Annotated in this window: 24 protein-coding genes and 1 other RNA gene; 11 read left to right on the forward strand and 14 right to left on the reverse strand. The window is 50.6% G+C overall.

Annotated elements, in window-relative coordinates; all coding sequences use genetic code 11:
* The first annotated feature begins 18 nt into the window (after window positions 1-18).
* From lysS to AACT35_RS10675, 3 genes are all read left to right on the forward strand, one after another.
* Window positions 19-1,572, forward strand: coding sequence for a lysine--tRNA ligase (lysS, locus tag AACT35_RS10665; protein ID WP_045441793.1), 1,554 nt, complete (start codon window positions 19-21; stop codon window positions 1,570-1,572).
* A gap of 31 nt (window positions 1,573-1,603) precedes the next feature.
* Window positions 1,604-2,449, forward strand: a complete 846-nt coding sequence (locus tag AACT35_RS10670; protein WP_030006802.1) for a 3'(2'),5'-bisphosphate nucleotidase CysQ family protein — start codon at window positions 1,604-1,606, stop codon at window positions 2,447-2,449.
* A 138-nt stretch (window positions 2,450-2,587) separates the two neighbouring features.
* Window positions 2,588-3,907: a hemolysin family protein gene (locus AACT35_RS10675; RefSeq protein ID WP_030006803.1), complete on the forward strand. Its 1,320-nt coding sequence runs from the start codon at window positions 2,588-2,590 to the stop codon at window positions 3,905-3,907.
* Window positions 3,908-3,982: 75 nt separating this feature from the next.
* Here AACT35_RS10675 and ssrA read toward each other — a convergent pair.
* The 3 genes from ssrA to csaB all read right to left on the reverse strand — a co-directional run bounded on the left by ssrA (window position 3,983) and on the right by csaB (window position 6,137).
* Window positions 3,983-4,378: a transfer-messenger RNA gene (gene ssrA / locus AACT35_RS10680) on the reverse strand.
* Window positions 4,379-4,476: 98 nt separating this feature from the next.
* Window positions 4,477-4,965, reverse strand: a complete 489-nt coding sequence (locus AACT35_RS10685) for a Dps family protein (RefSeq protein ID WP_012305673.1) — start codon at window positions 4,963-4,965, stop codon at window positions 4,477-4,479.
* A 140-nt stretch (window positions 4,966-5,105) separates the two neighbouring features.
* The gene (gene csaB / locus AACT35_RS10690; RefSeq protein ID WP_099239944.1) at window positions 5,106-6,137 is read right to left on the reverse strand and encodes a polysaccharide pyruvyl transferase CsaB; all 1,032 of its coding nucleotides are present in this window, start codon (window positions 6,135-6,137) and stop codon (window positions 5,106-5,108) included.
* A gap of 74 nt (window positions 6,138-6,211) precedes the next feature.
* Between csaB and AACT35_RS10695 the strand changes: the two genes are divergently transcribed.
* A complete protein-coding gene (locus tag AACT35_RS10695) occupies window positions 6,212-6,886 on the forward strand; it encodes a LysE family translocator (RefSeq protein WP_234992824.1) in 675 nt (224 codons plus the stop codon).
* 25 nt (window positions 6,887-6,911) lie between these two features.
* Here AACT35_RS10695 and AACT35_RS10700 read toward each other — a convergent pair whose 3' ends face one another.
* Complete coding sequence (locus AACT35_RS10700; protein ID WP_065715665.1) at window positions 6,912-7,991, reverse strand: glycerate kinase; 1,080 nt, start codon at window positions 7,989-7,991, stop codon at window positions 6,912-6,914.
* Between the two features lie 140 nt (window positions 7,992-8,131).
* Between AACT35_RS10700 and AACT35_RS10705 the strand changes: the two genes are divergently transcribed.
* The gene (locus AACT35_RS10705; protein WP_099239946.1) at window positions 8,132-9,484 is read left to right on the forward strand and encodes a GTP-binding protein; all 1,353 of its coding nucleotides are present in this window, start codon (window positions 8,132-8,134) and stop codon (window positions 9,482-9,484) included.
* Here AACT35_RS10705 and thiD read toward each other — a convergent pair.
* From thiD to AACT35_RS10720, 3 genes are all read right to left on the reverse strand, one after another.
* Entirely contained in the window at window positions 9,481-10,284 is an 804-nt protein-coding gene (thiD, locus tag AACT35_RS10710; protein WP_099239948.1) for a bifunctional hydroxymethylpyrimidine kinase/phosphomethylpyrimidine kinase, read from the reverse strand. The genes AACT35_RS10705 and thiD overlap by 4 nt on opposite strands.
* Window positions 10,285-10,288: 4 nt before the next feature.
* Complete coding sequence (ftsZ, locus tag AACT35_RS10715) at window positions 10,289-11,437, reverse strand: cell division protein FtsZ (protein ID WP_083764478.1); 1,149 nt, start codon at window positions 11,435-11,437, stop codon at window positions 10,289-10,291.
* Window positions 11,438-11,696: 259 nt separating this feature from the next.
* Window positions 11,697-12,545, reverse strand: a complete 849-nt coding sequence (locus AACT35_RS10720; protein WP_254048041.1) for a cell division protein FtsQ/DivIB — start codon at window positions 12,543-12,545, stop codon at window positions 11,697-11,699.
* 81 nt (window positions 12,546-12,626) lie between these two features.
* On the opposite strand from AACT35_RS10720, the gene AACT35_RS10725 reads away from it, so the two are divergent.
* The gene (locus AACT35_RS10725; RefSeq protein WP_099239952.1) at window positions 12,627-16,787 is read left to right on the forward strand and encodes an nSTAND1 domain-containing NTPase; all 4,161 of its coding nucleotides are present in this window, start codon (window positions 12,627-12,629) and stop codon (window positions 16,785-16,787) included.
* 62 nt (window positions 16,788-16,849) lie between these two features.
* Window positions 16,850-17,737, forward strand: coding sequence for an alpha/beta fold hydrolase (locus tag AACT35_RS10730; RefSeq protein ID WP_099239954.1), 888 nt, complete (start codon window positions 16,850-16,852; stop codon window positions 17,735-17,737).
* A gap of 170 nt (window positions 17,738-17,907) precedes the next feature.
* Here AACT35_RS10730 and rsmD read toward each other — a convergent pair whose 3' ends face one another.
* Genes rsmD through AACT35_RS10745 form a run of 3 tightly spaced genes read right to left on the reverse strand, consistent with a single transcriptional unit; the run spans window position 17,908 to window position 20,252 of the window.
* Complete coding sequence (gene rsmD, locus AACT35_RS10735) at window positions 17,908-18,447, reverse strand: 16S rRNA (guanine(966)-N(2))-methyltransferase RsmD (RefSeq protein WP_099239956.1); 540 nt, start codon at window positions 18,445-18,447, stop codon at window positions 17,908-17,910.
* Between the two features lie 9 nt (window positions 18,448-18,456).
* Window positions 18,457-19,995 (reverse strand): AAA family ATPase, encoded by a 1,539-nt coding sequence (locus tag AACT35_RS10740; RefSeq protein ID WP_099239958.1) that lies wholly within the window; start codon window positions 19,993-19,995, stop codon window positions 18,457-18,459.
* Window positions 19,996-20,021: 26 nt separating this feature from the next.
* A complete protein-coding gene (locus AACT35_RS10745; protein WP_030006814.1) occupies window positions 20,022-20,252 on the reverse strand; it encodes a hypothetical protein in 231 nt (76 codons plus the stop codon).
* Window positions 20,253-20,497: 245 nt separating this feature from the next.
* On the opposite strand from AACT35_RS10745, the gene AACT35_RS10750 reads away from it, so the two are divergent.
* A complete protein-coding gene (locus AACT35_RS10750; RefSeq protein ID WP_099239960.1) occupies window positions 20,498-20,800 on the forward strand; it encodes a hypothetical protein in 303 nt (100 codons plus the stop codon).
* 68 nt (window positions 20,801-20,868) lie between these two features.
* Window positions 20,869-21,249, forward strand: coding sequence for a VOC family protein (locus AACT35_RS10755; RefSeq protein WP_099239962.1), 381 nt, complete (start codon window positions 20,869-20,871; stop codon window positions 21,247-21,249).
* On the opposite strand, the gene AACT35_RS10760 is transcribed toward AACT35_RS10755, so the two are convergent.
* The 4 genes from AACT35_RS10760 to AACT35_RS10775 form a co-directional block, all read right to left on the reverse strand.
* Complete coding sequence (locus AACT35_RS10760) at window positions 21,233-22,147, reverse strand: TIGR04168 family protein (protein WP_099239964.1); 915 nt, start codon at window positions 22,145-22,147, stop codon at window positions 21,233-21,235. The genes AACT35_RS10755 and AACT35_RS10760 overlap by 17 nt on opposite strands.
* Before the next feature lie 19 nt (window positions 22,148-22,166).
* Window positions 22,167-22,922 (reverse strand): DUF1995 family protein, encoded by a 756-nt coding sequence (locus AACT35_RS10765; protein ID WP_099239966.1) that lies wholly within the window; start codon window positions 22,920-22,922, stop codon window positions 22,167-22,169.
* 445 nt (window positions 22,923-23,367) lie between these two features.
* Complete coding sequence (locus AACT35_RS10770; protein ID WP_099239968.1) at window positions 23,368-23,937, reverse strand: Uma2 family endonuclease; 570 nt, start codon at window positions 23,935-23,937, stop codon at window positions 23,368-23,370.
* Window positions 23,938-24,157: 220 nt separating this feature from the next.
* On the reverse strand, window positions 24,158-25,240 hold the full coding sequence (locus AACT35_RS10775; protein ID WP_099239970.1) for a class I fructose-bisphosphate aldolase: 1,083 nt from the start codon (window positions 25,238-25,240) through the stop codon (window positions 24,158-24,160).
* Window positions 25,241-25,351: 111 nt separating this feature from the next.
* On the opposite strand from AACT35_RS10775, the gene AACT35_RS10780 reads away from it, so the two are divergent.
* A complete protein-coding gene (locus AACT35_RS10780) occupies window positions 25,352-25,711 on the forward strand; it encodes a Spx/MgsR family RNA polymerase-binding regulatory protein (RefSeq protein ID WP_099239972.1) in 360 nt (119 codons plus the stop codon).
* A gap of 47 nt (window positions 25,712-25,758) precedes the next feature.
* Window positions 25,759-26,100, forward strand: coding sequence for a phosphomannose isomerase type II C-terminal cupin domain (locus tag AACT35_RS10785; RefSeq protein ID WP_045442496.1), 342 nt, complete (start codon window positions 25,759-25,761; stop codon window positions 26,098-26,100).
* Window positions 26,101-26,127: the final 27 nt, after the last annotated feature.

A 26,127-nucleotide genomic window follows, 5' to 3' on the forward strand; every position in this document is an offset into this window, starting at 1 on the left:
ACAGTCTTTAATTTTCCCATGTCTGAGTCTAGCCATTCCTCCCTCGATGACATTCGCGCTACCCGATTAGAAAAGGTTGATCAACTCAAGGCGATCGCCATGAATCCCTACGCCTACAAATGGGAGATCAGCCACCACACCGCCGAACTACAGGAAAAATATAAAGACATCGAAGCTGGAGAAGAAGTCGAAGACACCGTATCCATTGCTGGGAGAATTCTCGCCCGTCGTGTCTTCGGTAAACTTGCGTTTTTTAGCCTCCAGGACGAAACTGGCACGATCCAGCTTTACCTCGATAAGAAATTAATTAATGGCGGAATGCCCGACCTCGAAGGCGCATTCAATCACCTCAAAAAGCTTACCGATGTGGGCGATATCATCGGTGTCAAAGGCATTATCAAACGCACCGAAAAAGGGGAACTCTCCATTAAAGTGAGTCAGTTTGCCATGCTCACCAAGTCCCTGCTGCCCCTACCCGACAAATGGCACGGTCTTACCGACATCGAAAAACGCTACCGTCAGCGTTACGTCGATCTGATTATTAACCCCCAAGTAAAAGAGACATTCCGCCGTCGCGCCAAAATTACTGCCGCCATCCGCCGTTATCTTGAAGACCGCGATTTCCTCGAAATTGAAACTCCCGTCCTCCAAGCTGAAGCTGGCGGCGCAGAAGCCCGTCCTTTCATTACCCACCACAACACCCTCGATATGCCGCTCTATCTGCGGATCGCCACGGAATTACACCTGAAGCGCTTGGTCGTCGGTGGCTTTGAGCGAGTCTTTGAATTAGGGCGCATCTTCCGTAATGAGGGCGTTTCCACTAAGCACAACCCCGAATTTACCTCCATCGAAGTCTACCAAGCCTATGGCGACTACTTCGACATGATGGATCTCACAGAGGATCTAATTCGTACCCTTGCTAAGGATGTCGTCGGTCAAGCTCAACTGCCCTATGGCGAGGCTGTGGTTGATGTAGGTACTCCCTGGCGCAGAGAAACGATGCAAAACCTCGTCCAGGAAGCCACCGGGATCGATTTTCTCAGCTTTGATGACTTTAACGCCGCAAAGCAAGCCGCTGAATCTGTAGAAATGCACATTCCCGAAAAATGTAAAACTATTGGGCAACTGCTAAACGAAGCCTTCGAGCAAAAAGTAGAAGCAACTTTAATTCAGCCCACTTTTGTGACGGAATATCCTGTGGAAGTGTCTCCCCTCGCCAAGCCTCACCGCGATAAACCGGGTTTAACGGAGCGTTTTGAATTGTTTATTGTGGGCCGAGAACTTGCCAATGGTTTCTCTGAGTTAACGGATCCCGTGGATCAACGGCAACGGTTGGAAGAACAAGCCGCCAAAAAAGCAGCGGGGGACGAGGAAGCTTGTGATGTGGATGAGGATTTTGTCACAGCACTGGAATACGGCATGCCTCCCACGGTTGGTCTAGGGATTGGGATTGATCGCCTAGTGATGTTGTTGACTAATGCTGAAAGTATCCGCGATGTAATCGCCTTCCCGCTATTGAAAAACCGCAAAGAAACTGAAGATGATTCTCCAGCAGAGAAAACATCAGTTTAAAGCTTATTTACTTGGGTAGAATTTGAGAACAATGGATCAGCAACGGTTAGAAGAAGTTTTGGCGATCGCCCGACAAATCGGTTGGGGCGCAGGGGATGTTCTCCAAAGTTATTACAAAGGAGATATTAAAAATATTTCTGATAAAAAAGATGGCCCCGTCACCAAGGCAGATTTAGCAGCAAATCACTATATTCTGGAAGCGTTTCAAGAAAAGTTAGGCACTGAAGATTTTGCCTATCTCAGCGAAGAAACCTACGACGGCAATAAAGTTGAACATCCTTGGGTATGGATTATTGATCCCCTCGACGGCACCCGTGATTTTATTGACCAAACGGGAGAATATGCTGTCCACATTTGCCTTGTTCATGAAGGTCGCCCGGTCATTGCGGTAGTGGTCGTCCCCGAAGCAGAAAAGCTTTATTTCGCGTCGAAAGGGAATGGCACTTTTGTGGAAACTCGTGATGGCACCGTCACCCCGATTAAAGTTTCTGAGCGCAATCAACCAGAAGATTTATATTTAGTCGCCAGCCGTACCCACCGGGATCAACGCTTCCAGGATTTGTTAGATCGGCTGCCCTTTAAAGATAGAAATTATGTGGGGAGTGTCGGCTGTAAAATTGCCCATATTCTCGAACAAAAATCCGATGTTTATATTTCTCTATCGGGGAAATCTGCAGCAAAAGATTGGGATTTTGCGGCCCCAGAACTAATCCTCACGGAAGCAGGTGGAAAATTTAGCTACTTTGAGGGCAATGAAGTGCTCTATAACCAAGGCGATGTGGTGAAATGGGGCGGCATTATGGCGTCTAATGGAACCTGTCATGCAGAACTCTGTGAACAGGCGATCGCCATCCTTGCAGAACTAGATCGAACATAGTTCGTCACAAAAAGCAAGGTTGAAATCAAAGGGGTCATGACCCATATCAACGACGGCGAGGGTTAAACCAGGAATTTACACCTTTTCCCACAATCACCCCTTATGCTAAAGAGACTCATTTGTTTTTGATTTGCCACCATGTCTTCGAGTGTCCTTGAAATTTTGGTCATTCTTCTGCTAACGATCCTGAATGGCATCTTTTCCGGTTCAGAGATTGCTGTCGTTTCTGCCCGAAAAATCCGATTAGAGCAACTGTTAGAGCAAGGAAACGTAAAAGCGAGAGCGGCGCTGAAATTAGCGAATAATCCGAATGAATTTCTCTCGACTGTACAGATTGGCATTACCTTAATCGGTATCCTGAGCGGCGCAGTGGGTGGTGCAACCATTGCCCAACGCCTCAAACCTGCCTTTGATAATATTCCGCGCTTACAACCCTACAGTGAAGCCATTAGCGTCGTGATCGTGGTGACGATTATCACCTATCTATCCCTCGTCATTGGGGAATTAGTGCCAAAACGGATTGCCCTTAATGCTCCGGAAAAAATTGCCTGTACTGTCGCTAAGCCCATGCGCTGGCTGTCTCGTTTAACAACGCCATTAGTACGGATCTTGGGCAGTTCAACGGAGGCTCTGTTACATCTTTTGGGGATTCAGGATTCCAATGAACCGGACATCACAGAAGAAGAAATTAAGGTTTTGATTCGTCAAGGGGCAGAATCTGGTCTCTTTGAGGCGGCAGAGCATGACATTGTCCAACGGGTTTTTCGACTGGGCGATCGCCCCATTAAAGCCATGATGACCCCCCGCACAGACATTGTGTGGCTAGATATCACCGCTCCCCTAGAAGAAAACCTCAAAGAAGTGATGGAGAGTAACCATTCCCGGTTTCCTGTGGGTCGCGACACCCTTGACCATTGCCTGGGGACAGTGCGAGGGACAACCCTATTAAGTGCGCAACTATCGGGTCAGCCCATCGATATACAAGCGATGCTCCAACCTCCCCTTTACATTTCCGAAGGAACGCGCACCCTGAGCGTGATTGAACAATTCAAAGCCACAGGGATTCACATTGCTTTGGTCACAGATGAATATGGCGGAATCGAAGGTGTGGTGACGTTAAATGACCTGATGGAGGCGATCGTTGGGGACTTGCCCTCTATGGAACACGATGAGGAACCGATGATTATTCAGCGGGATGACAATTCCTGGCTATTAGATGGACTTTTAGACATTGATGAATTGAAAGCCTTGTTGGAAAAGAAAACGCTCCCCGATGAAGACACAGGAGCATTCCATACTTTAGGCGGATTTATGACGCACCTCCTAAACCATATTCCCCAATCGGGTGAGCATTTTGAGTGGAGTGGGATCCGCTTTGAGGTAGTGGACATGGACGGCGCAAGAGTGGACAAAGTTTTGGTTTCGCTGCTGGATGCCAAGGAACTTGACCAAGCTTAAAATTCGCTAGGCTTTAACGCAAAACAAAACCCCCTCGTTTAATTTAGGGGGCTTTTTGTTGTAACTGATCAAAAGAAATGGAGCCGAGCAGAGTCGAACTGCTGTCCAAACTGGGTATTCACCCCTAGCTCATTCACAGGTTTAGTCCTTCTAATCCTCAGAACAGGAACGACTGCTTGTTCCGAGTCGCCAAGAATCTCTGGTCTAGTCTTAGCTCTAGTGCAAACCAGATGTATTCCTAGAGAGCATCCGTTGGGGGTTTAGTCATAATCCTTAACGGAGTCGAATTATGAATGCTCGAACCTAAGTTAAGGTGTTCTTATTAAGCTACAGCAGCAGCTTTGCGAGCGAAAGGAACGATGTTGTTCGCAGTTACATTTTGTTTGGATCTTTGATTTGCGAGAGGAGACCCACTCTCGACCTGCATCACAGTGGAAGCTTTCGCCAACCTGTCGAAACCGTTGCGGCCCCGTGCAATGTATTTAGTATAGCATTGGGCCTTGGTTCCTAGGGGGGGAAAACCCGCTATCAAGTTCGCGATCGCCTCCCATTTTTTCTCGTAAGAAGTTCTAGCCCAACAAACTCCGGAGCATCCAGGCATTTTTTTCATGAACCTGCATCCGCTGGGTAAGCAGATCAGCAGTGGGTTCATCGTTGGCCTTGTCCACGGTGGGGAAGATGGAGCGGGCAGTGCGGACAACGGTTTCTTGGCCTTCTACCAAAAGACGAATCATTTCTTCGGCAGTGGGTACCCCTGTGCCTTCGGGGATGGCGGAGAGTTCGGCAAATTCTTGGTAGGTACCGGGGGCCGGTACACCCAGGGCGCGGATACGTTCGGCAATGAGATCTACGGCCAGGGCGAGTTCGTTGTACTGGGTTTCAAAGAGGAGGTGGAGGGTCTGGAACATTGGCCCAGTGACGTTCCAGTGGAAATTATGGGTTTTGAGATAGAGGGTATAGGTGTCGGCGAGGAGGTGGCTTAAGCCTTTGGCGATCGCCTCTCGATCGGCTTCGCTAATGCCAGTGTTGATGGGCATCGGGCCAGAGACAGTGCTCATGGCTACTTCTTCTTTGGCTTTGGTCTTAGTTTTGGATTTACTACCCATTATGTGAGGATTTTCCAATTAGAGTACTTTTACGCCCATTATCAACAATTTTTTCGGCGATCGCATCCTAGGCGTTAAAACCGAGTGCATTTTTAAAGAAAGATTGTCAGTATTTCCTGATGGGTCTGTACCTGGGATTGAATCGTTTGCTGCTGGGCTGGGGTCAGCTTTTCGGCGGTTTGCAAAGCGGTTGTCCACTGCTCGGTAATCGTAGTTGCATCGCGGGGGAGTTGATCCAGATCAAGGCCAGGCAGGTGACATTGTTGCTGTAGCTGGGCCACCTTGGGATCGTAGCTCAGGGCAAAGCAGGGACAAGCGGCGGCGGCGAGGATCAAACTATGGAGGCGCATCCCAATCAGAAAATCGACTTGGGCAAAAAGGCTTTTGTACTGTTGCGGTTGCAATGGGGTGATGATTGCCTTGGGTTCTGCTAATTCGTCGTAAAGTTGCTTGGCGATCGCCTCGTCTTGGCTTTTTTGAAACGGCAAAAGAATCACACTGGCCTGGTGCTGCCGTTGAAATTGTTTGAGGGCTTCCCCCAGAACGGCAATTTTTTGGGGTGTTAAAGTGCGGTGGGAGCGGAGATTGACCGCAATGCGGGGACGGGATAAATCTGGCATTTCCAGACAAGGTTTTGCTGCTAAAGCCCACACCGGATCTGGGGCGAGCCTGTGGGGAATCTGCCAATTTTTTAATAAATCTGCTGAAGCCTGATCCCGCACGGTGATTTCTGTGCAACCCCGCAGCACAAAGCGTGTAACCTGATTCGCCAAACTAGACTGCAACGGGCCGATGCCCTGCGCCCAGGCGATGGTCTTTTTTCCTAGGAGTTGCGCCCATTTCATCAAACCAGCGTAATATAGCAGGCTTCCTAAACTCGTGACATCCTGCAACAAACTGCCGCCCCCAAAGATAAAACCATCTGCTTTGGCGATCGCCTTGAGGGTTGCCCAGGATTTGTGGGGAATTGCGGTCACACCATAGGCTTGGGCGGTAGCGGTGGGATTGTGGGAGAGGACAATGGGCGTCACCCCAGGGGGCAACATTTGCAACAGAGTCAATAGCAGGGCTTCATCCCCGGCATTTCCCTGACCGTAATAGCCACACAGAACAACATTTGGCATTGTGTCGTTAACGAAAAGATAGGCTTTATTATATCGGCGTGTTTGATTGCGCCCAATTATCCGCCTAAAGTTGAGTGACGGGCTATGTCCCCCTAGAAACAAAAATCTTCAACAGAGGCTTGAATGCGTCCATGGACTATTTAAATTTTGTTTACTTCTTTACAACAATGATCGCGTTGGCGGCACTGCCTAGTACCAGTGTTGCCCTTGTTGTGACCCGTTCTGCGACGGCAGGCTTTCGCAATGGCTTGGCTGTGGCCTCTGGGATTGTCGCTGGAGATTTAGTCTTTGTCTGCCTTGCTTTGTTGGGGTTGAGTGCGTTAGCGCAACAACTCGGCTCAGTATTTACCCTCATTAAAATCATGGGGGGACTTTACCTAATTTGGCTGGGGATCGGCTTAATTCGGACAAAACAGACTTTTGAATTCAAGGTAAACAATCAACGTCGCACAAATTTTTTGGAAAGTTTTCTGAGTGGGTTTGCTCTTACCCTTGGGGATCTTAAGGCTATTTTTTTCTATGCCAGCTTATTTCCGGCAATCGTTGATCTGAAAACTCTTGGATCTTCTGAAGCAATCACTATTGTGCTTACCACCATTGTGACGGTGGGAGGAGTCAAAGCTGTGTACGCTTATTTTGCAGAACAATTAGTCAAGCGAGTCAAATCACCCAAGGCTCAAAAAGCAGGTAGGGTCGCGGCAGGAACAGCAATGGTTTGTGGTGGCACTTATCTGATTTTCAAGCAGTGATTTTTGCCAACAACCCATGTTGAATCTAGCGAGGGAAAAGAGAAACTGACTTTAAATCGCTGGGGTGATAGATTTTGTGGGGGCGATGGGCGGCATCAATTTCAATCACCAGATCTGTCCAATGGGGATTTTGGGTGAGGGGCTGGATAAAGAGTTCTGGGTGGAGCGATCGCCAAAAATAATCCACAAACTGATCAATTTCAGCATCACTCATGCCTGTTTTACCCTGAGCGATCATCTGGTGTTCTGCATCCTTGCGCCACTGTTTACTCAGGCGATAATCTTCCGGGGAGAGCACCAACAATCGATCCAGCTTTTCCCACAGGGGGACATATTTCGCTAAAGCCTCGTTTACATTTCGCGCAAAAAGGCGATCGCCTGCGGTTGAAATCGGTTCTGGGGCTGTTTCAAAAACTTCCGGGGCAACGGGCCGACAACCCACAAACCAGCCTTCAAAAAGCACAATTTCCACCGGATCAATCCACTCCGGCCCAAGGCGATCGCCCGCACCATTATGTAAAGACTTATCAAAGCGGGGAATGGCAATTTTATCCCCCAGGTTGGCCCGTTGCAGTTGCGTTAAAACTTCTAGGCCCAGGTCTACATCGTGGGTACCGGGGGGGCCGCGCCAAATTAGTTCCGGCTGAGTTTTTCGTAAATCCTGACGTTCGGCATAGGTTTTGTAAAGATCATCAATGGAAATCGCCACACAGGGATATTGCCATCGCGCCAGAATCGTTTGCAACACCCGACAGAGGGTCGTTTTGCCTGTGCCTTGGCCGCCGAGGATGCCATAAATTAGCGGTTGATCCTGCTGTTGGCGAGCGGTACGAATTTGTTGGGCCAGGGGCAACCACAGTTCCCAGAGGGTTTTGAGAATTGCGCCTTGATCGTGGAAATTAAGAGTGTTACAGAGTTGGAGAATTTCCGGGGCGATCGCCAAAAAATCCTTAGCCCGATGGGTAATGCGGGCTAGACTCAGATCATAATCGAGGGCTGCGGCTTGGTTTGGATCCGCTTGGGCTTGTTCCAATAAGTAGAGCAAGTCTGCTGCTTGGGTTTCTTGAACCGTTAACCAGTTGATTAAGATCGTTTCCAGTTGCATGATGAAACTTTGCCCATGTCCCGGCAATTACTTGGCTTTAGGGTAAACCCAAATGCCTCAAACCGGATCGAAAAGTTGGCGATCGCCTCACGACAACTCGATATCATAGAAAATGGGTTCTACTAATTTTTTCGCTGCCGATGGATAGTCAACAACAGGAAAGGCACTTTACCCTGGCGCGGGCCAGTCTCCAGCAGGCCCTGGCTTGGTATGGCAACACCCGCCGCCATTGGCACTATCCCCCTGATCCAGCATTAAAAGCGGCTGTGCGGCCTGAATTACAACAACTCCAAACGGCGATCGCCAAACTGGATCAAAATCTCCTGCGCATCGCCACCTTTGGCCTGGTCAGTCGCGGCAAATCAGCGGTGATCAATGCCCTCATTGGCGAAAAAATGCTCGAAACTGGCCCCCTCCACGGGGTGACCCAATATCCACGGGCGGTGCGTTGGCCCCTGACCACGGAAAAACTCAAAATTGAATTAGTCGATACCCCAGGCCTCGATGAAATTGCCGGGGAAGCCCGCACAAAAATGGCGGCGGAAGTGGCGGCAAACTCTGACTTGATTTTGTTTATCATTGCCGGCGATATTACCCGCACCGAGTACGAATCTCTCTACGAACTGCGCCAACAGCACAAACCATTACTGGTGGTATTTAACAAAATTGATCTCTATCCCGACTGCGATCGCCAAAGTATTTTCCAGCAACTCCAACAACTGAGCCAAGAATCAACGGGCACCCGGTTTCCCCTCAGTCCCGAAGAAATTGTCATGGTTGCCGCCGAACCCCAACCCCTCGCCGTCCGCATTGAACATCCCGATGGCCGTGTCGAAGAAGCTTGGGAAACTCCCGACGCCCAGATTGATCCCCTACGGGAAAAGATTTTTACGATCCTCAGCCGTGAAGGAAAATCTTTGATGGCTGTCCATGCCCTTGTCCAGGCGCGTCACCTGCAAACGGCGATCGCCCAAAAAACGCTTTCCCATCGCCAAACTGAAGCCGAAGAATTGATCTGGAACTATGCCAAAACCAAAGGTGCGGCGATCGCCCTAAATCCCATTGGCTTTTTGGATCTCCTTGGGGGGACCTTTGCTGATTTAGCCTTGATCCGTGCCCTCGCCCGTTTGTATGGATTACCCATGACCAGCCACGAGGCAGCCAAACTCTGGCGCAATATTCTAATCAGTGCGGGAATTTTATTTGTGGCGGAACTGGGTAGCGGTGTCTTTCTGGGTTTAGGTAAAACAGCCCTCAGTTTTGAATCTCTAACCAATCCGAGTACCCTCGGTCTCTATGGCACCGCCGCCCTCGCCCAGGGGGGAATTGCTGCCTATGGTAGCTATGTGATCGGAAAAGTGACCCAGGCCTATCTGCAAAATGGCTGCAGTTGGGGAAATCTGGGGGCAAGTACGACGATCAAAGAAATTCTCGCCCAGTGCGATCGCCAAACCCTGCTATATCGGCTACAAGCAGAGATCGCCGCAGTTTAGGGCAAAATCGGATAAAAATGGCCCACTGGCCCCGTCCCCTGACCAATGGCTAGGCTATGTTTTAGGGCTTCTGTGACGTAGGTCTTTGCCTTGTTAACAGCCTGGAATGGAGGATCTCCCAGGGCTAAGCGAGCGGCGATCGCCGCCGAAAGGGTACAACCGGTACCGTGGGTGTGGGGGGTCTGGATACATTCTGTTTTTAAAATTTCGAGCCGTTCACCATCGAACCACACATCCACCCCTTGTAATGCCCCGGTCATCGCTCCCCCTTTAACAAGCACTGCCCCACAACCAAGTTGGTGAATTTTTTGGGCTGCCTGTTCCATGGTGGCGAGATCGATAATTTCTAGGCCGCTGAGAATTTCCGCCTCGTAACGGTTTGGCGTGAGGATCTGGGCGAGGGGAATTAATTGCTTTTGCAAAAAGGCGATCGCCCCATCGTCGATGAGCTGTACCCCCGTGCGGGAAACCATCACCGGATCCAAAACCCAGTTAGGGAGCCTATCGATTGCTGCAGCCGTCAAAACCGCCGCCATGATGTTTTCGTTCAGGAGCATCCCTGTTTTCACCGCCTGGACACCAATATCCTTGACCACCGCCTCAATTTGCGCAGTCACCATGGCTGAGTTCAGGGCCACCACATCGGTGACGCCAATGGTATTTTGGGCTGTGACACAGGTGATCGTACTGGTGCCATGGACACCATGGAAGGCAAAGGTTTTGAGATCGGCTTGGATGCCTGCCCCACCACCACTATCGGAGCCGGCAATGGTTAAGGCGATCGCCGGAGTGATTGCCATCGACCTACTGCTTAGAACGATTAGAACGACGCATCAAAAAGTCAGGAATATCCGGAAAACCATTCCGGGGGGCGGGGGGCTGCTGGGCCTGGGGTGGTGCAGCGGGACGGGGCCTAGGGGTTTCTGGTACTGGTGGAGCCTGGGAAAGATCCGGCTGGGGAACCGCCTGCATCCGTCGCTGTTGGGGTAAAGGCTGGGGCGTTTCTGCGGCTTGGGACTCTACAGCAAACCCAGTGGCAATGACCGTAATTTTGATTTCCCCTTGGAGATGTTCGTCGATCACCGCCCCGAAAATAATATTGGCATTGGGATCGACCACTTCGTAAACGGCCTCCGCAGCATCATTGACTTCATGCAAGGTCAGATCGTGGCCCCCGGTAATATTCAGGACAACGCCTTGGGCTCCTTCAATGGACGACTCCATCAGTGGCGAAGAAATAGCCATCAAGGCTGCTTCCCGTGCTCTGGATTTACCAGAACCGACACCAATCCCCATCAGAGCAGAACCGGCATCGGCCATTACCGCCCGCACATCGGCAAAGTCTACATTCACCAGGCCAGAGATGGTAATAATATCGGAAATCCCTTGTACCCCTTGGCGGAGCACTTCATCGGCAGCGCGCAGAGCCTCGGACATCGACGTTTCCTGGGGGATCATATCCAGGAGCTTTGTATTGGGGATAACCAGTAGGGTATCGACGCGGCTCTGGAGTTCTTTGATGCCTTCTTCGGCTTGGTTCGAGCGGCGGCGGCCTTCAAATTTAAAGGGTCGGGTCACCACCGCAACGGTGAGACAACCTAAATCTTTTGCGACTTCGGCGACGATGGGGGCGGCGCCAGTGCCAGTACCGCCCCCCATGCCAGCAGTAATAAAGACGAGATCTGCGCCTTCGAGGGCCTGGGCGATTTCATCGCGAGATTCTTCGGCGGCTTTGCGACCAATGGCTGAGTTACCGCCAGCCCCAAGGCCCCTGGTGATTTTTTGACCAATTTGCAGGCGCTTTTTTGCTTTGGAGTTGGTTAGGGCCTGGGCATCGGTATTAATCGCCCAAAAGTCGATACTCGACATGCCTCCTTCAATCATCCGATTCACCGCATTACAGCCACCACCACCCACACCGATGACTTTGATTTGAGCAACGCTGCTGGGCATGATCGGAAATTGCGACGCGGTTTCTTCGGCGCTGGCGGAATGATTTCCAGTCGCATCGAAAGAGGCGTTATGGGGTTGGAATAGATGGTTTTGGCTCACGGTCACAAAAAAAGTGTGATGGATATGAATATTTAAGTTTAGTCGTTTAACAGGATTTATTAAGTATCTTTTGGGAGAAATTTCTTAGATCATAAGACCTTCAAGCTTTTTTAGACTGCCAGATTTTGGAAGATGTTGCTGTTACAGGGGCATCATTTTTTTAGGTTTGGGGGGTTTCGGGCTGGGAGGCTGGGGGAACGATGGGTTTGTTGCTCTGGATAATCGGCTCGTCAGGATTTTGCAGATCGATGTATTGGATATCCTGGGCGGGAATAGTTGTGCCGAGGGTTTGTTGGAGCTTGGCGATCGCCGCTAATTGGGCCTCGAGTTGCGTCAGATCTGGCCCCAGGTGAAAACTACCAAGTTCGGTGTTCAAAATCAAATTGTTGGAGTCTTGCCAGTTGATGCTCAAAATTTCAACGGGAGATCGCCCTAGGGTGCGATAGAGTTCGGGCCAGAGGGGCAGTTGTAGTTCCCGAACTCCGGTCACTTCGAGGGTCGGTAAGGGCTGATATTCACTGAGGGGTTCGTAGACTGCAGCGGGGAACCATTGCCCTTCGGCATCTAGGTATCCCGGTTCGAGGGGGCGATCGCCTTGGCTAGAGATGGGCGTTTGGGAGCGGGCGACGGGGAAGCGTTCTTGGACTTGGATCGCCAGACTGGGGGGCACCAGACGACGGGAAACCAGGGCTTCGGCGATCGCCCCTTGGGCTTCAATGGCTTGCTCTAGTTCCTGGGGCTTGAGGGTTAGGATCGGTTGGGGATAGGTGAGGGGGATCAGGGGACGAATCCGCTCTGCGGGCAGGACTTGATTGCCTTCAATGGTGATTTGGGCGGCACTTTTGATAATCCAATCGGGTCGGTCTAAGACCCAGAATGCCCCATAGGCCAACCCTATCAGGGCCAGCGATCGCCATAGACCCTGGAACCAGCGGAGGGTACGCTGTCGTTGTTTTTGCTTCCGTTGTTCCCGGAGCTGCTCCCGTGTTGCCATGGTGATTTCTGTCATAGGTGACGTTAAAACCGACACAATGTATGACTATCTTACTGAAGTTAGTTCTCTTTCCTGGAAATTACCCTTGGATTTGCCATGATCAATCGCCCTGGCCCGCCATTTCCCACGTCCCGCCCCATTGTGCAGCGGTTGGCCGACCGATTGTGGTCTTCTCCCCGTAGTGATGCTCAACCAGGACTTTATCTCGTTCGCTGCAACTATCAAGCCCAAGAACAGGAACTTCTGGCACAACTCCAGGGCAATCTAAAACTGCGATGGCACCAGGTTTTCTCTCAGTTTACGGCGGCATACTACAGTGACCAGGCATTGGCAGATTTAGAAAAAAAGGCGATCGCCCAGGGGCTACTTTGTCTTTGGTTAGAACCCCAGGCCGATGATCTCGGAGCGATTTTAAATCTGTTAGAGACAACCCTAACCAATCTGGGTATCCAACCGTCTCACATTAATGGAGCCATGGTTTTTGGGTTAACCCCAGCCATTAACTTAACTGCGGCAACGTTTCAAAGCCAAATTGCCCCCTGGATTGTGACGCTACCAACGGCAAATTATCAACAACGGCAAGTTTCTGATGGGCTGGCCACCGCAACGGATTTGGGAGAAATTACCTGGCCTTCCCAGGCGCTTCAGAATTTTTGGCAACGTACAGAACAGGACTACTTTCAAAAACTAGCCGCCGCTGGCCCCCTCACTTTTCTCGATCATCGCCACTGGAATTTAGCGCCCGGTCAACGGGGTTATCGAGAATTAGAGTTAGCCACCAAGACCCTGAGTGAAGGCGCGGGTTTGCTCTGTTTTATTCAGGGACGACAAGCCCACCAAGATCAGCAATGGCAAACAGCCCAGCAAGCCTATCAGGAGAGTCTGCACCACTATTGCCGTGGGGAGCAGGGGATCGATTGGCTCAAGGTACTGCGGGACAACCCAAATTCGCCGTTGCTAGAGCAGTTATCGCGTTCTCAGGGCCAACAGCTAGCTCTGATTTTGTTTCATTTGGGTCTACTCTTAGGCGATCGCCCCCAGCATTATCAGGCCCCCAGTCCAGAAGGAGAACAAGCTCTCCATTATCTCCATCTGAGCCGTTGCCTCTGGGAACGACAGGAACAATGGGTTTGGGTTAGTCAACTGAGTTTACTGATCGGCGTATTTTTACAGCAGTGGCAGCGCAGGTCAGCCCTAGGGGATTTGGCTTGGTCACTCCTCAAGGGGATTCAGGAACCTTGGCCACCCGAACTACTAGCCCAGCATTACGGTCTGATGGCGGCGATCGCCCTACAGGAACAACAATGGCACAAAGCCCAAACCCTCGCCCAAACAGCCCTAGAACATTGTCAAGCCCTGGATGAAACGCCCCCAGTGGTGGTCAGAGCTTGGAGTGCCCTTATTTCGGCCCAGGCAAACCAAGCCCTTGGTCAATTTGCTCAGGCGATCGCCACCCTAGAAGAAATTCTGCCGCCTAGCCGCAGCCAACTTACAACGCCCAAAACATCACCTATTCCCTGGGGCCACTGGCAACAACGGCTCTATGATCAGATTTTTGCTTGTCTCGGTGATCTTTACCGACAAGGTAAGGACTATCGCCAGGCCTTTGACCTCGCCTGGGAACGCCAGCAATACGAACAAAGTTGGGGTTGGCGGCCTTTTGTGGGGACTCAACCCCTACCAGATCAGCAGCGACACAACCTGTATTCGCCCCCTGAGCCCCTTAATCTGGTGATGCTCCGGGGTTCCCAACGGGATCGGGATCTCCAGGCCTTGATCGCCCGCTTGCAGCGCCCCCAACCCAACCTGATTTTGCTCCATGGGGCCACCGCTGTGGGCAAAACCTCCCTTCTTCGAGCGGGATTGATCCCCAGGCTACAAAGCCAACCCCTAGATGGACGGCCAGTACAGGTCATTTATTTTAAAAATTATGGTCAGTGGGCCTGCCGCCTAGTGCAACAACTCCATGGCGATCGCCCCTTTTGTCCCTGGCCCAATCCCCCCAACTTAGATCCCCTCGTTCACCTCCAACAGCAGCAAGATTTTGCCCCTTTGACGGTGTTGATCTTTGATCAATTCGAGCAGTTTTTCTTGCAATATCCCAACCCGGAAGAGCGTCAGGATTTTTTACGTTTCTTGGCCCAAAGTCTGCAACTGCCAACGGTGAAAGTAATCCTGTCCTGTCGTAACGAGGCCCTAGCGCCCCTTTTGGATTGGGAAGCAGGGGCGGATCTAGGGGAGGCGAACCACAATCTTTTTGACCACCGTCTCCGCCATCGCCTGGGAAATCTGCGTCCCGATGCGGCGATCGCCCTTTTAGAACGGGTGGCAACCTGGGCGAAACTGCCCCTAGATAAAGCGTTAATACAGCAACTAATTCAGGATCTGCAAGATGGCCACGGGGAAATTCGCCCCCTCGAACTCCAGGTCATCGGCGCGCAACTGCACCAGGATTATCTTTATACCAGGGAGGAATATTTAGGGTTGGGCTTTCCGCCTAAATTGCTGCTGTTGGAGCGATCACTGCTGGGGATCATTCGCTACTGCGGCGATGAAAATCGTGATTTGGCTTGGCAATTTCTCCATTACTTTACGGATTTGCGCCATAGTCAACTGGTGCTCACCAAAGCGGATATCCTCCAACTGGGTCGTCAATTCCTTGGCGATCGCCGCCTGGGGGAAGAAAAAGCAGAACTCATTTTGCATATTTTTAAAACAACGGGGCTAATTCGCGCTCAACTCTATGGCGGCCAAGAGTCCTACCAACTGGCTCGGCCCGATCTCGTGGAACCCATTCGGCACCACTACCAAGCCTTTCAGTCCCAACAGTGGCTCCAACGCATCACTGGCCGGGAACGGGAAATGCTCTGGCGGCGCTGGTGGAAGGTGTCGGTGGGCACCGTTTGGCGCTTGGGGCTGGTGGCGATCGCCTTGGGATTTGGCCTGCGCTGGGTGGAACTGCAACGGTACCAACGGTGGCAAGGGGCGCAAAACGCCATTTTGATGAAATTGACCGAGGCTGCCAAGGTGCTCCAGGATGGTGCCCAACCTGTCGAGGCTCTCCGGGAAAGTATCCGGGCGGCGGTGGTCTTGCAACGACTGGATGATAAGGACGATGATGTCGTTACCCCCGCAACCAGACTTAAGGTGCTCCTTGCCCTAGAACAAAATTTCAGCACCCTCGCTGCATCGACTACTTCGGCAACGGTGCGGGACTTTAGTCAAAATTTTATTCCGGCTGTTTTTCGGCCCCCAGGCGATCGCCAAACCATGACCCCAGATGTGCCCATTACGGACTTTGCCTTTGTGGGGGATAGTTTCCAGCTTCTGCTCGCCCAGCCCAACCAACCTTTGCGGCAGTGGCCCAACCAGGATCAAGTCTTAAAATCCAGCAATGAGTCGATTACCAATCTCGCTTGGCAACCACGGGGTCACTTCTTTGTCACTGGGGGAGACGATCGCCGGGTGAAGCTCCGCCAAAGAAATGGACAAATTGTGCAAACCCTGGGGGGCTTCCAGGACAAAATGAACGTTGTTGCCTGGAGTCGTGATGGAAAAATGTTTGCGGCGGGCAGCCAGGATCAAACGGTGCGCCTCTGGACAGAAACTGGGGAACTGTTGCAAATTTTGACGGAACATCGGGGGCCAATTACCGCCCTACAATTCAGCCCCGACGGAAAATTATTGGCAACGGCGGCGGGCGATCGCACCGTGCAAATTTGGCAGCGGCGACGGAATAATTCTTTCTTCCTTGTGACCCAATTTCCCCCCTTTGCCACGGAAATCATGGATCTCCAATTTGGGGCGGATAGTCGCCACCTTGGCTTGACGGGGCGGGATCATCAGGTGTTCGTTTACCCAATGACCTACGAAAATAATAATCCCGTCTTTGGGGAACCCAGCGCCATCAACCACCAAAGCAATGGCCCCGACCGCATCGGTTTCTACGGCGCTTTACCTTTACTGATCACCAATACAGAGAACCACCACCTGCAATTTTGGCAACTGGATGGCACCTACCTCGGGAGCCTCACGGGGCACCAAGCTCCGATCACGCAACTCCACTGGCAGCCCCAAAGAAAGGCGATCGCCACTTTAGATCAAAACAATCAACTTATTCTTTGGAACCTCGATCTCGATGAATTACTCCAGAAAAGTTGCCGACTATTAATCTATGGCGATTTAAAAATTTCTCCCAGCCAACGCCCAGGCGATCGCCAATTGTGTACGGCCCTCCTCGACCTCCCACCGGAGTAGCACGTTATACTCACAAAAGTAAGTCATTCACTTCATTACACCGATTTCATTTCGCAAAAACCATGACCCAGGCCGTCACTCCTCTTTCCGCCCTAACCCCCCTCGATTGGACTTGGCGCGACCAACAAATCCGCTACACCGTCCAAGGGGAAGGTCAACCCCTCCTGCTGATCCATGGGTTTGGCGCTTCGATCGGTCACTGGAAACACAACATTCCCGCCCTGGCGGCCCAAGGATATCAAGTTTTTGCTTTAGATTTATTAGGCTTCGGCGCTTCAGCGAAACCCGCCTGGGACTATAGCCTCGACCTATGGCAAGATTTACTCCGTGATTTTTGGCAAGCGAAAATCCAACAACCCACGGTATTTGTGGGCAATTCCATCGGCGGTCTGCTCAGTTTGGCAATGTTGGCGAATTATCCCGAACTCTGTGCAGGGGGCGTGTTAATTAACTGCGCTGGCGGCCTCAACCATCGTCCCGATGAACTGGCTCTACCGCTCCGGGTGGTGATGGGTACTTTCGCGAAATTGGTTAGTTCGCGGTTAACGGGGCCATTTATTTTTAATCAAGTGCGTCAAAAATCACGCATCAAAAATACCCTTTATCAAGTCTATGGCGATCGCCAAGCCGTCACCGATGAATTGGTCGAGATGCTCTACGGACCCTCCTGTGATCCAGGGGCGCAACAGGTCTTTGCCTCGGTGATTACGGCTCCCCCTGGGGATAGCCCGACGGAACTTTTACCAAAACGGCAACATTCTTTACTGGTGCTTTGGGGCGATCGCGATCCCTGGACACCGATCAAAGGCTCGCAAATTTACCAAGATCTCGCCGCGCAAAATGCCGGGGTCGAGTTTCATCCCATTCCGGGGGCGGGCCACTGTCCCCACGACGAAAATCCCAGTTTGGTTAATTCTTTGATCCTTGATTGGTTGCAACGTTTGGGGTAAACCCTTCCACCCTCCGGCTTCGCCACCTTCCTCAAGGTGACACCCCTCTGACTCCCCTCCAGGGGAGAGAACACCCTCCGGCCTAGCGGCCACCTCCCTCTAGGGAGGATGTTAGGGACTTTCCAGAACACCCACAAACCATTCCCCTCTTGAGAGGGGTCAGGGGAGTGTTATTCAGCGAGGCAGTAAAAGGCGATCGCCGTTTTGCCATAGCTTTTTTTTTTAAATAGCTCTAGTCCCGGTAATTCAAGGGGTTGCCAGAGCTTCGGGTCGTATTCTACGGCCAATTCTCCGGTGAGAGCGAGCAATTCTAAATCAACAATTTTGGCTAAAACCCGGTCGTAGAGTTTCGCGGCGTAGGGTGGATCAAAATAAATCAAATCAAAGGTTTCACCCCCTAAATTTTCTAAGCGTTTGAGGAGATCACCTTTTAAAATTTGGTATTCCTGGTCAACTTTAGCCACTTTCTGCCAATTTTCTTGAATAATGCGGCAAGCCTGGGAATTTTTCTCAATGCCGACAACTTTCACCGCGCCGCGACATAATGCTTCAGCCCCCATGGAGCCAGAACCCGCACAAAGATCCAGCCAGCGGCAGCCAGACACCTGTCCTTGCCACATATTAAAAATTGCCTCCCGCACCTTTGCCAGGGTGGGCCGCGTTAGTTCGCCAGGAAGGGTTTTGATTTGTCGATTGCCATAGATGCGCATCCCGGTATTTTACCGCGCTGACACAAAACGTTCCGAGGCGATCGCCCGTAATTTTTCCACATCCTCTCGCCGCGACACCGACAGGGGCACCGTACTTTTCATCTGGGCCACCAGCGCATCCGTCGTTAAGGGAGTTTGGGCGTAGAGAGCCTGGTATAGCCCGGCAATAATTGCCTGTTCAATCTCTGCGCCACTATAACCCGCCGCCGCCGTCACCAAGATGCGCAAATCAAAATCTTGGACATTTTGTCGATGGCGCACCAGGTGAATCGAAAAGATCGCCGCCCGCTCTTGGACATTGGGCAAGTCCACAAAGAAAATTTCATCGAAGCGCCCTTTCCGCAGCAGTTCCGGCGGCAGTTGCAACAGATCATTCGCCGTTGCAACGACAAAAACTTCTTGGGATTTCTCCTGAAGCCAGGTCAAAAACGAACCAAACAAACGTAAACTCAGACCCCCATCGCCCTCACCGCTGGGATTACCAAAGCTTTTTTCAATTTCATCGATCCACAACACCGCCGGAGCCATGGATTCAGCTAGTTTGATTGCTTGGCGGAAATTTTTCTCCGATTCACCGACAAATTTGTTGTACAGGCGGCCCGCATCCAATTTTAACAAGGGCAGTTGCCATTCCCTAGCAATGGTTTTTGCCGCGAGGGATTTCCCGCAACCCTGCACCCCGACGATTAAAATCCCCTTCGGAGCCGGGAGATTCACCCGTTTTGCCGCCGAGCTAAAGCCCACTTGAGCCCGTTTGAGCCATTGTTTGAGACCCACAAAGCCCCCCAATTTCGCCGTATTTTCTTCCACGGGAAAGAGTTCCAGGAGAGATTCTTCCCGGAGGATCTGGGCCTTGCGGTGGATCACCTTGAGGATGTCGGCCCCGTTGAGTTCTCCGTCGATCAAGGCAGCATAGGCGATCGCCTGGCGCGCCTGCTTGAGGGTCATCCCACTGAGGGCGTGAACAAATTGATTCAGTTCTTCCCCCTGGAGCGTAATGGCTAGCTTGTGGCGCACCTTGAGTTCCCGCATCACCTCCGACAGGGTTTGGTACAGTTCGTCCCCATCCGGGAGGGTCAGTTCAAAATACACCGCATCGTGGGCGATCGCCTTTGGTAAAGTGATCGACTCCCCCGTCAGCACCATCGCCGAATTCACAACCCCATAAATCTCAGCCAACTCCCGTACTTCCCGGATGACCTTAGGATCCTCCAGGTGGGGCGCAAAATCCTTGAGCCAAAAAATGCCATTGCGTTCAATCTGGCCCATATATTTCAGTACATCGAGGGGATCTGCCGTATTTTCAAAGGCGATCGGTTTGTTCGCCCCAGGCCGGGCATAGTCATTGGTGCGGGGCGCATATTTTGTCCCTGGGGTCGGGGCCAGTCCCAAATTCACCGTCCATTCAAATAAGGGCATGTGTAAATCTTTGACCACTTCCCGCAGGAGCGCCTCTACCCGTTCCTCTTCGACAGTCTCAATGACGATGATCGGATGAAACGCACAGATGAAGGTTTTTAAACTGTGAATGTTATCCAAAAAGCCCATGGTTCTCCCCAAACTCCCGACCCGACTTAGAGTAAATTGCGATAGAGCAAACGGAGTTCCTCGACTGTCTGGAGGTGATAAAGTTGATTTTCAATCATTTTGAGGCCGTGCAGACTGGGAATTTGTTGAATATCGGCAAAAATGCGATCTGCATCCTGGGGAAATTTGATGTCAAGGCCGTGGCGAATTTGATTCAGGAGACCCCGTCTCACACTACGATCAATTCCCTTTTTGACCAGCCGATTAAACTCAACCATTGAGGTTCCCCACAAAAACATTGGCCGTGAAAAGAAAACGGTATTTTGATCTTACGTTATTTTTCTAAACCGCTTCTAAATTTACGCTTTCGCCCCTGGCTCAGCAAAAATACAGGGACATTTCTTCACATATTGTCATGCTCAATTCACAAAGATAAAAATTCTAACGCCTGCCCCCACAGCTCCAAAGCAACCCTTAAGGTAAAAGAAGAAGCCAGCGTTTTGTCATCAACGACAATCCCCCTATGAACCACCAACCTTTTTCGACCCAAGGTAGTAGTGCTGCCTTTGAAAAAGAAGCCTTAGAACGCTTTCGTCAACTCACGGCCCTGCTTCCCAGTCGGTGCCAAATTTATCGTGAAGTCTGGGGCGAATCTACTGTCTTAACCCTAGATTTTGAGGCCTGCCCAACCCAACTGGCGACCGTAAAAGACCAGGCAATGATGTTGTTGTTAGTTGCTGACCATTTAGGGTTAGCCCAATCTCTATTGTTTCGCCTCGGGCCTAAAATTGAAGGCTGGATTAATTTTGCAACTACGGATTCCTAGGGAGTTGTCTCCCCCTTGAATTTAGGAAACGTGAGCAGTCAAACTAAGCATTAAGCAAGCAATTCAGTATGGTAACGCCTCAGATTCAAGTAACCCGTTGTCTACACACAGCAATTTTGGTGGCGGATGTGCAGCGGGCAGCGGCCTTTTATGATCGACTGCTGGGGCTGCCAAAGGTAGAACGACCCTTCAACTATGGTGGCGTGTGGTACCAATTACCCCAGATGCAGGTTCATTTGATCGAAGACCCGACGTTCCAGGCGAAATTAGCCAATCCAGAAAAGTTAGGTCGGAATCCCCACATTGCTTTCGGTGTGAAGGATCTGAATGCAGTGCGATCGCAGTTGGACGGAGAAAATTATCCCTATGAGATGAGCGCATCGGGGCGACGAGCCTTATTTTTGCAAGATCCAGACGGCAACGTGATCGAGGTTACGGAAGAGAGCTGAGGGGCTGCGACCAGAGGGTTTCCCTCGTTTGCTGCTGGTTGGCTGGGTTGATCCACACCAGTTCGGCTTTCGTCGGTCGGCCTTGGGTGAGGGTAATCACAGAAAAACTGTGGTGGCGATCGCCATTGTTGTAGGTTTGAATTCTGGGGACACGGGCGGCATTGAAATAGAGGGTTTCGTCTGAAAATTGGCATTGGGTGCGCAGGCGATCCTTGCGGTGCCGGAGGCTGTGGTGCATGTGGCCAAAGGTGACTAGGGGAATTGTCTTATTCTGACGGCGGGCGATCGCCAGGGCCAGGGCAAAATCCGGATCACCAAAATCACCCCCCAGGGGATTCCAATCGCGACCACACATATCTTCTGGTTCCGAACCCAATCCGGTAGGGCCATTATGTCCAAGAAAGATCAGAGTTTCGTACTGACAGGCCGCAATATTTTTCTCAATTAACGCGGTGGATTCCGTAAAGTCATGGATGCCATAGCGATCGCCATAGAATTTCTCATTCTTCCACTTTTCGCCCCCCCAACTAAAAGGCCGCGCCCCGACTACCGAAAGCTGAAATTCCGGTAAATCTAAATGGCCGTAGCCCACATGGGTTTCTCCTAGAATCTCTAGCTGGGCTTGCACACGGTCTTCTTTGGCATGGTCGTAGGGGGCTTTTTTGCGACCCCAATCAGAGGCGGTGTACCAGGCGTCATGGTTCCCTAAAATCACGGCTTTCGGGAAAGGAAGATCCGCCACTTGTTGCACTAATTTCACCGCTTCGTTGCCAAAATCCCCGACAAACAACACGAGATCTACCCCAAGAATCTCTAGGGCTTGGCGATCGCCAACGGCATCCCATTGGTCATGGACATCTCCCACCACGGCAATGGTTAGTGAACGGTTATCAATCATTAGTTATGCGGTCTCAAACTTAATTGCTGAGGGCTTTTAGGAAGTTTTGCAGCCCCCCAAGCAGTCCTGTTTTCTTAATTTTCGGTGCGGTGGGATTAGCCGCTTCCCCCGCTTCGGGTTCCACCGCCGCCAACAGCAGCCGCTCTAAATATTCGCCGAGGGGTTTGGTCGTTTCGCTGGCAATCAGTTCGTATTGGTCTGCTTCTTTTTCGAGATACACTTCCCACGCCGAGGGGTAAGAACGCCAAACCATCGCGCTTTCGTAGGGTCGGATGTAGTAGGCGGTTTCGAGGGTGCTGATAAACCGTTCCCGCAGTTGCCGCGCCGCATAGCCAATCCCGACAATGGACACATCCTCCAGTTGGGGAATCAGCATAATCACCGGGCGATCGCCTGCAAAGTTACAGAGCTTTTCGACCTGGGCAACTTCCACCGCCGACGGGCAGACAATAATAAAAATCTGGTCATCATCGCCGATTTTATTTTCGATCGGCGATCGCGATGTGCCGATATCCGTCACCTTAAAGGGAATTTCGCCCCAATCCCGGCGGGCCAAAGCTGCTGCTCCTGTATCCGGAAAGAAGATTTTCAGTCCCGAACCGTACTCTTCGACAAATAGTTGCGCCCAATTCCACGCCAGCGCTTGGGCCTGTAGGGCAATTTCAGGAAAGCATAATTCAATTAAAATCCGCCCACAGCCTGCTTCTAAACTGTTTAAGGTTGCGGCTTTCGCTTGTTCGAGGGTTTCTTCAAAGGATTGGGGCAGATTGGACATGGTTTACCGACGCACAACAGAACATCGATTCATTATCAAATGTTCCCCATACCTTCGTCAAAAGCTTTCTACGGATGACTTTAAATTTCCACAATCTTTGAGGCTCATTGAGTATGTTTCAATAAATGCCAATAATCACCCCAGTTGTGCATTGTTTTACTGACTCTATTTTTACTCTGACTTCCTCTGTCAATTCATCGGAGTTAACAAGGCATCGATATTTTTTAAGCCCTACCTTCTCTAAAATTCTATTATCGATGAGTTTTTTTCAATCAACGGGTGCTTGTAAAAGCGTTTTCTCACGAAGAACTTTCTCTGGAGAAATTAAATATTGAGAATCGTTATTTTTCATTATTTTACTAAAAAAATATGCTCTTTCTATCCTAGCTAGATTTTGTATTGTTAACGCTATCAAAGACCTAAAAAGTGCTGAACTTATTCTTTTTTATAAAAATCTTAGTCCTTGGTAAGCTTGCTCAATAGAAAAAGTGAGGCCAATACTTTCTAGGGTGACCATATCTCCGGCTTGATAGTTAGTGATCAGCCATTCTCCTGATTTATTCTTATGATACAAATCCATCTCAATGGCGGTAGAACTCACCAGTAAATAATCTTTTAAGACCGGATTTTGACGATAGAGTCTAAATTTGCCACCCCGATCATAAGCCTCAGTGCTTTTTGATAAAACTTCGACAACCAGACAAGGATATGTAATGAATTGGGTGGTGGACTGATCTCGCTCATCGCAGGTGACGCTGATATCTGGATAGGTATAGTTATGGCTGTTGGGAATTTTGATTTTGAGATCAGAATTTCCGGTTTCGCAACCGCTACCATCCAGATGATTAAAAAATAAACTCGACAGTCTCACGGCAATTAGACTATGGTTTTTGTTGCCGCCCCCCATGGCATAGATTTGACCATCGATATATTCATATTTTTCGGCTTGCTGTTCCTCCCAACGTAAATATTCGTCAGGAGTGAATCGGGGAAATTTTTCTTCAGCAATAACCATATAGTCTTTCTTGCAATCGGGATACTCACCGTTATAGCATTTCTGGAATCAAAGATACTTAAGCGGTATTAGATGACGAGCTAATGGTGCTTTTGGCAGACTAAAAAACGCGCATAATTGTCTTTTGCTTAAACCTGCTAAAAAATGCCATGGCAATCATTACTGAGACTTGATCAATATTTAAGGAACAGTCCTCCTTTACCCCAGGACGACACCTTCTTTAAGCGATGGTAATTTCTGGATCAAGATAGACATCTTGAATTAAATGAAAGAGTTTAACCCCTTCTGCCATCGGGCGTTGGAAGGTTTTACGACCAGAAATCAAACCACAACCACCCGCACGTTTATTGATCACAGCAGTGCGAATTGCTTGGGCAAAATCGTTTTCGCCGGAGGAGCCACCGGAATTAATTAAACCAGCCCGCCCGCCATAACAGTTCAACACTTGATAACGGGTGAGATCGATGGGGTGATCACTGGTGAGTTCGTCGTAAATTTTGGGGTGAGTTCTGCCGTATTTTTGGCCCGTCGCTTTGGCGATCGCCCCGTAACCGTTATTGGTTTCTGGTAATTTTTGTTTGATAATATCCGCCTCGATGGTTACGCCCATGTGGTTTGCTTGTCCCGTCAAATCCGCCGCCAAATGGTAATCCTTGTCCTGTTTAAACACATCGTTGCGCAGATAACACCAGAGAATCGTCGCCATTCCTAGCTCGTGGGCGCGGGCAAAGGCACGGCTAACTTCTTGAATTTGCCGACTCGATTCTGGAGAGCCAAAATAAATCGTTGCACCGACGGCGATCGCCCCCAAATTCCAAGCCTGTTCCACCGTCGCAAACATAATTTGATCCGCACCGTTGGGATAAGTCAGCAGTTCATTATGGTTCAGTTTGACGATAAACGGGATGCGGTGGGCATATTTGCGGGACATCATCCCCAACACGCCGAGGGTCGTCGCCACGCCGTTACACCCCCCTTCCATCGCCAGACGGACAATATTTTCGGGGTCAAAATAAATCGGGTTTGGGGCAAAGGAAGCCGCCCCGGAATGTTCAATCCCCTGATCAACGGGCAAAATTGACAAATAACCCGTATTCGCCAACCGTCCCGTACCGAACAGTTGTTGCAAGGAACGTAAGACTGGAGTGGGGCGATCGCTCTGGGCATAGACCCGTTCCACGATATCCGCCCCGGGGAGAGTGAGCAGATTTTGATTAATTTTCGCGCTGTGACCCAAGAGACTTTCTGCTTCCTCTCCAAGCCAAGCTGCAATTGATTTTTCGGCAGAAATGGTCGTCGTCATGGTGAAAAATGTGGGGACTTGCTACAGTTCCGTTGTAACACTTCTGCCAAAGTGGGCTGCCCTGAGGATCATGGATAATAAACGAAGTTATCTTTTGTTTAACCGATCAAAATGGCCCTGCAAGTTTACGGCATTCCCACCTGCAACACCTGTAAAAAAGCCTTGAAATGGCTAGAAACAGCCGGAATTTCCTACGAATTTATCAATACCAAAGAGCAACCTCCCAGCAGAGAGGCGATCGCCCAATGGGTCAGTGACCTCGGCAGCAAACCGATGCGCAATACTTCTGGGCAAGCCTACCGCGCCTTGGGAGAAGAAAAGAAAACCTGGGATGACAACCAGTGGATCGAAGCTTTTAGTCAAGATGCGATGCTCTTAAAACGGCCTTTGTTCGTGCGGGATAACAAAGCGGTCTTGGTGGGATTTCGGGCCAGTGAAGCGGAACTAAGCGATCGCCTCGGTACTCAGTAAGCCTTTAAAATAATCTTGAAATCCCGCTGAATCTATAACCTATCCCTATGCTTGAAACCCGCACACCCCCCTGGGGCAAAGTCACGATTCTCGAAGAAGGCGATCGCTACCGCATTAACCGCATCGAAGTGAAACCCGGTCACCACATCAGCACCCAAATGCACTACCATCGCAGCGAGCATTGGGTCGTCGTTTCCGGGACAGCGAAGGTGATTTGCAACGACCAAGAAATTATCTTGACTCCCCGCCAATCTACCTATGTCCCGATGAATACCAGGCACCGGGTCGAAAATCCAGGGGTCATTGATCTGGTGATGATCGAAATTCAAAACGGCGAATTTTTGGGAGACGAAGATATTATTCGTTTCGAGGATCGCGATTCTGCCTAGCTCCACCCCGACGCCACCGAGCAAAAA

Origin of the sequence: Synechococcus sp. BDU 130192 (genome assembly GCF_963876085.1) — a bacterium.
Lineage (GTDB): Bacteria > Cyanobacteriota > Cyanobacteriia > Cyanobacteriales > MRBY01 > MRBY01.